Raw genomic sequence first — 8,355 nt, forward strand, 5'->3', positions numbered from 1 at the left:
CAAACTGAGCGGGATGGGTCACGTATTCGCAAAACACCCCATTGACCGGCGGTGTGGCCCAGAAAGTCATATCGGGACAGAGGTTATACCGGCCGGTCAGGCATTTTTCACAGCCCCCGCAGGGCACCCCCGGTTCCACGGTAACCCGGTCACCAGGCTTGAGCGTGGTCACGCATTCACCCACTTCGGCGATTTCTCCCGAACACTCATGACCCAGTATGAAGGGTGGCTCCACAATGAAGTCTCCGATACGCCCCTCCACGAAATAATGAACATCCGAGCCACAGACTCCGACACTTTTCACTCGGATCAGAACTTCGTGTTCCCGGGGGACGGGAGCTTCCACGTTTTCTATTTCGATCTTTCCAATACCTTGCATAACCGCTGCTTTCATCGTCCAGGACATCTTCTCTCTCCCTTCTCAATATGGAATCAGAGTTAATGTGGCTTCGTTTTCCCGACCGGCAGGAGATAAGCGGGCTGGCCGGTTGGGACCTCAAATTTCTGAAGATCAGGATAAAACATCGTCCAGCTGCTTTTTGAAACCGGGAAGCGAATTAAAATCCCCACTCGGGCAATTTTCGGCATAGCGGAGAATCCGGTTTCGATCGATCAAAAAGACCGACCATTCCGGAAGTTCGTGTTTTCCCATGACGCCAAACGCCTTGGTAATTTCCCGGGAAACATCGCTAAACAGCGGGAAACTGAGCTTATGCTTACTTAAGTATTCTGCATTGGTGAAAAACGAATCAGCGCTGACTCCCATAAAAACCCCTCCCCGGGAGCTAATAGCTTGCGCCAATTCACTCAAGCGGGGCAAAGCACTCACCGATCGCGGGCTGAAAATCGAATCATAGAAGAAAACCAGGGAAGGCCGACCGGCGGTAATGTCTAAGAGCCTGCCGTTATTCGCATTGACGTCCTGGATCCAGCCATCCGGGGCGGGGGTATTCAGGCGGGGTTTTCGTTTCCAGAGAAAGGACAACGCTTCACGGACAAAGGTCGGCAGATCTTCCGGCCCCTGGGCGGTGATGAGGTTGCCATCGGTGATCACCCGTTCTTCAACATACTCGGCTCCGGCGTTGACAATATCGTCGCGGATTGAGGAAGAGCCGGTTATCCGCTTCCCCCGGACGATCTCGGCGGAAGCGAGCACCCACGGAGCGTGACCGACGGCACCAATCAGTTTCCCCTGCTCGAAGAGCTCCCGAAGCAGATTGATGACCGCCGGATACCGACGCAGGTAGTCTGGCGCAAACCCTCCTGGAATGATAGCACCATCGTAATCCCGGGTGTTCACCGAAGAAGCGATAAACTCCGGATGGGCCGGATAGCCGTGTTTCCCAGTGAATACCTCACGATCGACGGTCCCTACCAAACGGACTTCAATCCTCTCCTCCTGAAACCGGAGAAACGGGTACCAGAGCGAAAGTTCCTGGTACAAATTTTCGACAAAAATCATCACTCTTCGATGTTTCAATGGGTCAGGTCTCCTTTTCGGCCATGTTCCTCTCCGCAGACCCCAACTAATCTCAAGCTTTAGTAGCCAGGTCTTGCTTGATCCCGCTCAATCTCAAATAGTGTTTTTTTTCCTCCTGAATAATGCTCCGGAGGAGGTCCCGTTTCTGGTGGGGGATCATCGGTTCCATTGCCTGGTAAAAAATAACACTTTCCTTTTCCACGTCCATCCCGATATCCAACGCCCGGCCGACCCCCCCATCGCCCCCGGTCAGGTCTACCCCCTTGAGCACTTTCCCAAGAACTCCATTCTCAATGATCGCTCCCAGGTATTCGATGGCTTCATTCATGGTATCAAATACGACCGGTTTTCGGTCCAGGGTCTCATACATCTCGGAAAAATAACTGAGATGCCGTTCCTCTTCGTCGTGCAAAAACAAAAAAATATCCCTGGTCTGCGTACCAAATACCTGTTTACTCAGATTCCGGTAAAAGTCCATCCCCTTCTTCTCGAGCTCCATCGCCATCTCCAATAATTCTGCCGCGGAAAACTTCATAGCCAATCGACTCATCCCCTTTTTTCGAGAACGCTTAAGGACAACCGGGCTTGAAACACTTATTGTAACACGGATGCGCCTCCGGTGATCAAGCCGACTGCCTCCCCGACTCTTTACCCGGACATCTCCGGACCGTATAATAAAGGGAAATTGTAAAAAAAACGACCCGGGGGAGACGATCTTGGGAACCATACGTATACCATCGCCGGTAACGCTGTTTATCGCCGTTTTGTATCAGGATCCGATCATATTCGATAACGTCTGTTCCACCCTTCAGGAGAAGCTCGGCGAAATCGAATGGACAAGCGAGCCCTTACCATTTACCCACACCACATACTACCATTCGATTGGCGAACAGCTCCTCCGGGTTTTCCTGGTTTTTCGGAAACGCATCGATCCGGGCTTTCTACCGGATCTCAAGATACTAACCAATCAGATCGAAGAACAGACTGCAACCGGGGAAAAGAGCCGGCAAATCAACCTCGACCCCGGGTATTTCGATGGTGGGAAAATCGTGTTGGCTACGACAAAAAACTCTTCCCACCGCGTCTACCTGGGAAAGGGAATCTACGGAGAGGCTACTATACGCTGGGAAAAGGGAAGTTTCCGGCCGTTCGAACACACTTATCCCGATTACTCCAGCATAGACTACCGTCCGATCCTGTCACGGATCCGCGACCTCCACCGCCTCTCACAGGATCAATCCCGGAATGAACCGGTTCAATAGACCGGGGTTGCCGGTACTTCGCTTTCCCCGTCATCACCCACGTACACCCCGGCGTCGCTTACCGAAGATCTCCCGATACACAGGATTGTCTCGCAGAAGCGCCCGATGCGTGCCGACGCCGTTGATTTCTCCGTCTTTCAGAAAAATGATCCGGTCTAGTGTCTCGACCACATGCAAGGAATGCGCAATGACAATGAGGATTTTATCCCGCTCGATCCGGTGAATGGAGTCGATGATAAACTGTTCCGATTCCGGGTCGAGGCTGGAGGTCGCTTCGTCAAAAACCAGAATCGGGGGATTCTTCAGGAGGGCCCGGGCAATGGCGATCCGTTGTTTTTGGCCGCCGGAAAGCCGGTTGCCGCTTTCGCCGACCGGAGTATCGTATCCCTGATCCAGGTTGCGGATAAACTCATCGGCATGGGCTTTCTCCGAAGCGCTGCACAGCTCTTCGTCTGAAGCGGTAAATTTTCCGTACAGGATATTTTCCCGCACCGTTCCGCCCAAAATCAAGGAATCCTGCAGCACAACCCCAATCAAGTTGCGCAGGGAAGCGATTTTCAACTCCCGGATATCAACGCCGTCGATCTCGACCGAACCGGCATCCGGATCATAAAAACGAAGTAAAAGGTTGATAAACGTGGTTTTTCCCGCTCCGCTCGGCCCGACGATTCCTACCTTCTCGCCTTTCCTGACCACAAGGTTAAAATCCCTGAACAGAGGCAAGCCTCCATAGGCGAACGAGATGTGGCGGAAGCGAATTTCTTCCCGAACCGTGGCCAGGTCCAGGGAATCCGGATTTTCTCGCACCAATGGCTTGACGTCCAGGATCTCGAAGACACGTTCGACCGAAGCCAGGCTTTGTTGTAAAAGCTGAAACGCATTGGAAAAGTGGGACATGGGGCCGGCGGCCACAGCTAAATACCCCAGGAAAGAAATGAGACCTCCCGGGGTCAAGCGGCCGAAAACCACCTCCCTTCCGCCATACCAGATCACCGCCACCAGACAGAAAGAGGCCAGAAACTCCACCAGAGGAGTGAACAGGGCCTTTACCCGAGCCTGTTTCATAGCCAGGGAGAAGTTCCCTTCGTTCTCCCGCTCAAATTTCTCCTGTTCGTGATGACCACTGACATAGGACTGAATAATTTTCATACCAATCACCGCCCGTTCGACCAAATCGGTCAAGACAGCCGTTTTGTGTTGCAGGAGGTGCGATACGCCCCGGATCTTTTTCCCCAGAATATCGATACTGGCCCCCACCAGGGGAATGACGATGATCGTAAACAGGGCCAGCCGCCAGTGGATAAAGAAAAGAACTACGATCGACCCGACGAAGATCAACACATTCATGAAGAGGTTGATGAAGGCATTGGAAAAGAGGTTTTGAAGGTTCGTAATATCGTTGGTCATCCGGGAGATGATATCTCCGGAGGAAGTACGCTGGAAAAAGGCGGCGGAGAGGGAATAGAGGTGCTGATAGAGTTCGGAGCGGAGCTTCGCAATCAGGCGGAATCCGGCCAGAGAGATCCAGTAACTTTGGAGGTAGGAAGCCACCCCCCTGAAAAAATACAGGACAATCACTGAAACCGCAATAATCAGGAGGATCTGGAGGTTGCGCTCAATCAGGGCCCGATCAATGATGTCCCTGATCAACCAGGGCAGGATCAGGCTTGAACCCGCTCCGACCAGAGCCATCATCAACGCCCCGAAGACAAACAACCCATAGGGCTTGAGGTATCTCGCGACTCGTAAAAAACTGGATATCTTTTCCTTTTTTTTCAACATAGCCATCCCCGACCGGCGAACCCGAACGCTATCCGGAGAATCTCCCATTGTTTTAGGGACAACCCGTACATATCCTGGGGACAGTGCATTACTGACTCCTGGCCTGGCTGTTCCAGCCGATCAATCACCACTCACCCTATTGTACGCTAATCTGACTGAGAATCGTACCCTGGAAAGGTTATTTTAACACCGGATGGTGATCAGGCAAAAACAGTAAGTGGGATAGCACTACCCCCGGTTTAGGCTATAATAGGAAGAAGTTTGCAACATATCTCCGGGAGGCTTTGGTTGACTATCGTCATTTTCGCCAATTCCCCGGGAGAAATCGCCTCCTGGGTCAAACCGGCCGTCGAACACATCGTGAAAGCGCTCCCCCGCATTCGTTTGATTATCGTAACCCCGCCCTGCCAATGGCGCTCAGGTGGGGAAAGCCTCTTTTGCACAGCCTTACCCAATGTCGTCCGCATCATCGAACCGTGGGAATACCTACGCTATCTCATTCGTCCCGGATCACTCCCTGAACTCCGGCGTCTATCACCCCGCTCGGTGATCCTCTATTTCGGTGGAGAACTTTTCTATCCGCTGGTGCTCCAGCGGCGGACCGGCGTTCCTCTGGTTGGATACCGGCAGGATGCCCACTATTCGGCAAAGCGCTTTCAACGACTTTTCGTGTCTACCCCACGAGTACGGGATCGGCTGATTACCCAAGGCTCAGACGGCAACAAAATAGAGGTAGCCGGCAACCTGATGATCGACGGCTGTCCCCCCCCATCCCCCCACTGGAGACAGCAGTTCGACCCGCCGGGACAACAGTTGATCGTGTCTCTGTTTCCCGGCAGCCGAAAAAACGAAATCCGCTACATGCTCCCCTTTTTCTTGAAAACCGTCGACTCCCTGAAGCCGGCTCAGCAGGCTGTACGCTTTTTTCTCTCCCTTTCCCCTTTTGCTGGACTTTCTGATCTCGAAAGAGCGTTGGCCTCCTCTACCGGGAGCGAACCCTCTCCGAAAACCAGAATACTGACCACTGAGCACCCATTCCCCGTGATCAAAACCCCACAAGGACAAAGTATCGAAATTGTCCAAAAACACCCCCACGAAATTATGGCCGCATCCGACCTAATGCTCACCATCCCAGGAACGAAAACCCTGGAGGCGGCGTTTTACGGAACTCCGATGCTCGTGGTCACCCCGCTTGAGCGAGCCGAAGATATCAATATCGGCGGCCTTGTCGATTTCTTGTCTTATCTCCCCTTGTTCGGCAAGCGATTGAAGAGGAAGCTGATTCAGAAGGCCGTCCGCCGCTTCCCATTCACCGCCTTACCGAACATAATCGCTGGTGAAAGCGTCGTTCCGGAACTGGTCGGGAAAATCACCCCGGATCTGGTTGCCCGTGAAGTAGAGCATATCCTACATAATCCCGGCTATCGGGACACTATGCGGAAAAAACTCCCCAGGATACCGGGTCCGGGGGGAGCGGCGTTACGGATTGCCGAGTATTGCGCCGAACTGCTCTCGCAATAAAGGGTTAAAAGGAAAGGTTGATTTTGCTGCAAAAACTCATTTCAGCGAGGCCCCGTTGCCATCAGCCCCGCCTCCTCTGGTGTTTTATCGCACGCATCAATGACCAGGTCTGGTTGCAGTGATGCTGAAAAGGCCGTCCTTGGCATATTTGCTGCGAAAATGCGGTGATTTCGGCGGCTGATTTAGGCAACTCAGGCCCGGGCTTCCTTCGTTCTTTTGCAGCAGAATTACTTATTGCAGTGGAATCAAGGTTTTTATTCATCATAAAGTTCTTCGATCACCCGGACTACATTGTCGAATGGATCGCCAAAGCTCAGTGTTTCACGCAGTTCCGTCGCGAGCCTCCAAGCTTCCTGCTGTCGCTGGTCACGATCCTCCAGTATTCCTTCCATAGCCCGTAACGCGTTTTGCACGGTGAAAGTATGTTGGATCAACTCCGGGGCGACCTCCCGACCCATGATGATGTTGGGAAGTCCGAAGAAACGTTGCTTGAGCAACAACCTCCCGATCCGGTAAGTCAGGGCGGAAACCCGATAAACAATGATTTGGGGAATCCCGGCGAAGGCGACTTCCAGGGTTACCGTCCCACAGGTCGTCATACAGAGCCGGGCCCCCCGTAGGGCTTCATAACGCGACCCATGCTCGTAAAGGGTCAGCGGGTGTGCGGGGAGGATTCTGGTGATGATCTCCCGGAAATCCGGGTTGGAAAGGACCATGGCCATTTCCATCCCTTTCCACCGCTTCGCCAGAGCTGGTAACAGGGGGGCGAGAACTCTCAAGAAGGCAAGCAGCTCGCGCCGGCGGCTGCCCGGTAGAAAAACGATCTTTTCCCGGTGGGACGGGTCCGTAAAGTAGGCCAGTTCAGGAACGAGGCGGGTCAAAGGGTGTCCGACCCACTCCGCCCGTCCTTCCCAGCGCGTAAAGTGGGCTCCCTCCCAAGGGAAGAGGGTAAGAATCCGTTCCGTCACCTGAGCAAGGGTGCGCGCCCGCTTTGCTCCCCACGCCCACACCTGGGGGGGAACAAAGCAAATAACCGGAACCCCCCGCTGGTAGCAAAACCGGCCAAGGCGCAGATTAAAACCCGGATTATCGATGATGATGACCAGGTTGGGCTGATTTTCCATGATCCAGCGACGGCTGGCGTCCCAAACCCCTTTCCAGCGCCGCAGGGTGGCCAGCAGTTCCCAGAGGCCAAAGGTCGCCAGAGACACGGTATCGGCGAGAAGCTCCGCGCCGGCTTTTCGGCTGAGGTTCCCTCCCAGGACGGCGATCCGCCATTGCGGGTGACGGCGGTGAATCTCTTTGATAATTTTCGACGCATAAACATCGCCAGAGAGTTCCCCGACCGAAATTAGGAGAGTCATACCATTCACATTTCATCCTTCCCCGCGACACCAAGCACACTGACCCGACCTTCACCGGCTAACTTGATCACTGTCGCGAGGTCGGGAATCAGGGTCTTCCCGGCTTCCAGCGCCAGAACACCTCCCCCCGACTCGCCCAGTAACCTGACCGTTTCCGGCCCGGCAGTCGGAAAATCGACCATTCCATCTTGGTAAGAGCGCGCGGCTTTGATGACCACGACCCGGCCACGGGTCAGAGCAACACCCCGGCGGATCGCCTCATTCGTCCCTTCGGCCGCCTCAACCGACAGCACCGCTTTTCTTTTCAGCACAACCGTCTGGCCAACCTCCCAATCGGCCAGAAACCGAGCGAGAGAAAACCCGAAGCGGATGTCTTCCCACTCCTCCGGGGTAGGGCCAGGGCCGACGATGATCTCCGGCCGGGTCAGAAATTCCTGCAGGAAATCAAGGGGGGAAAGGAGATGATAGCCCGCCTGGCGGATCCGTTCGAAAAGCGCGGTCAGAAGGGGGCCGTCCCGCCAGTCCTCACACCGTTTCAAAGACTGGAGCAAATCCTCCCCCAGCCTGGCGGACTCAAGCAGGGTACCGCGGGGCACTTTGCCCGACAAACAGAGATGGGAATAATCGAATCTTTCGAGGATGGCAAACAGTACATCCAGGGAAAAGAACTCCATCACGTGGTCCCGGGGAAGATCCGGGTCGGTTTTAAAAAAGGAAAAGGATGCGACTTTAACGGTATGACCCCGGCGGATCGCCTGGCGGTAAACCAGGGCCGGAATCCCGCCTTCCCCAGCGATCAGGAGAAAACGCTCAACAGACATCGTTCAAGCTCTTTTTTTCTTTGGAAAACCAGGTCACGCCCCGTTTACTGGCCAGATAAAAGTCACAAATGACCTGACTCACGACCCCGGGATTCTCCTGCTTGATCCTTTCCGCATCCGGGGGT

General features: G+C 54.1%; 8 protein-coding genes. 2 read left to right on the top strand and 6 right to left on the bottom strand.

Annotation, left to right across the window (positions count from 1 at the left end):
• From VLH40_08955 to VLH40_08965, 3 genes are all read right to left on the bottom strand, one after another.
• Positions 1 to 406 (bottom strand): alcohol dehydrogenase catalytic domain-containing protein (locus tag VLH40_08955; GenBank protein HSV32130.1); only part of this gene is annotated, 406 nt, incomplete at its 3' end.
• Positions 407 to 511: 105 nt separating this feature from the next.
• Entirely contained in the window at positions 512 to 1,480 is a 969-nt protein-coding gene (locus VLH40_08960) for a DJ-1/PfpI/YhbO family deglycase/protease (protein HSV32131.1), read from the bottom strand.
• 52 nt (positions 1,481 to 1,532) lie between these two features.
• On the bottom strand, positions 1,533 to 2,015 hold the full coding sequence (locus VLH40_08965; protein HSV32132.1) for a ferritin family protein: 483 nt from the start codon (positions 2,013 to 2,015) through the stop codon (positions 1,533 to 1,535).
• A gap of 181 nt (positions 2,016 to 2,196) precedes the next feature.
• Here VLH40_08965 and VLH40_08970 point away from each other — a divergent pair, with 181 nt between their 5' ends.
• Complete coding sequence (locus VLH40_08970; GenBank protein ID HSV32133.1) at positions 2,197 to 2,742, top strand: DUF4416 family protein; 546 nt, start codon at positions 2,197 to 2,199, stop codon at positions 2,740 to 2,742.
• A 33-nt stretch (positions 2,743 to 2,775) separates the two neighbouring features.
• On the opposite strand, the gene VLH40_08975 is transcribed toward VLH40_08970, so the two are convergent.
• The gene (locus VLH40_08975; GenBank protein HSV32134.1) at positions 2,776 to 4,524 is read right to left on the bottom strand and encodes an ABC transporter ATP-binding protein; all 1,749 of its coding nucleotides are present in this window, start codon (positions 4,522 to 4,524) and stop codon (positions 2,776 to 2,778) included.
• Positions 4,525 to 4,812: 288 nt separating this feature from the next.
• Between VLH40_08975 and VLH40_08980 the strand changes: the two genes are divergently transcribed.
• Positions 4,813 to 6,045 (top strand): hypothetical protein, encoded by a 1,233-nt coding sequence (locus VLH40_08980; protein ID HSV32135.1) that lies wholly within the window; start codon positions 4,813 to 4,815, stop codon positions 6,043 to 6,045.
• A gap of 254 nt (positions 6,046 to 6,299) precedes the next feature.
• Here VLH40_08980 and lpxB read toward each other — a convergent pair whose 3' ends face one another.
• Positions 6,300 to 7,409 carry a lipid-A-disaccharide synthase gene (lpxB, locus tag VLH40_08985; GenBank protein HSV32136.1) on the bottom strand — a complete coding sequence of 370 codons (1,110 nt, stop codon included), beginning with the start codon at positions 7,407 to 7,409 and terminating at the stop codon, positions 6,300 to 6,302.
• Positions 7,410 to 7,414: 5 nt separating this feature from the next.
• A complete protein-coding gene (gene lpxI, locus VLH40_08990) occupies positions 7,415 to 8,230 on the bottom strand; it encodes a UDP-2,3-diacylglucosamine diphosphatase LpxI (GenBank protein HSV32137.1) in 816 nt (271 codons plus the stop codon).
• Positions 8,231 to 8,355: the final 125 nt, after the last annotated feature.

Source organism: Atribacteraceae bacterium, from assembly GCA_035477455.1.
GTDB lineage: Bacteria > Atribacterota > Atribacteria > Atribacterales > Atribacteraceae > DATIKP01.

What these genes read in the sequence shown, in the direction of transcription:
- VLH40_08965 (HSV32132.1), bottom strand. Translation starts at nt 2,015, where the DNA reads ATGAAGTTTTCCGCGGCAGAATTATTGGAGATGGCGATGGAGCTCGAG.
- VLH40_08975 (HSV32134.1), bottom strand. Translation starts at nt 4,524, where the DNA reads ATGTTGAAAAAAAAGGAAAAGATATCCAGTTTTTTACGAGTCGCGAGA.
- lpxB (HSV32136.1), bottom strand. Translation starts at nt 7,409, where the DNA reads ATGACTCTCCTAATTTCGGTCGGGGAACTCTCTGGCGATGTTTATGCG.
- lpxI (HSV32137.1), bottom strand. Translation starts at nt 8,230, where the DNA reads ATGTCTGTTGAGCGTTTTCTCCTGATCGCTGGGGAAGGCGGGATTCCG.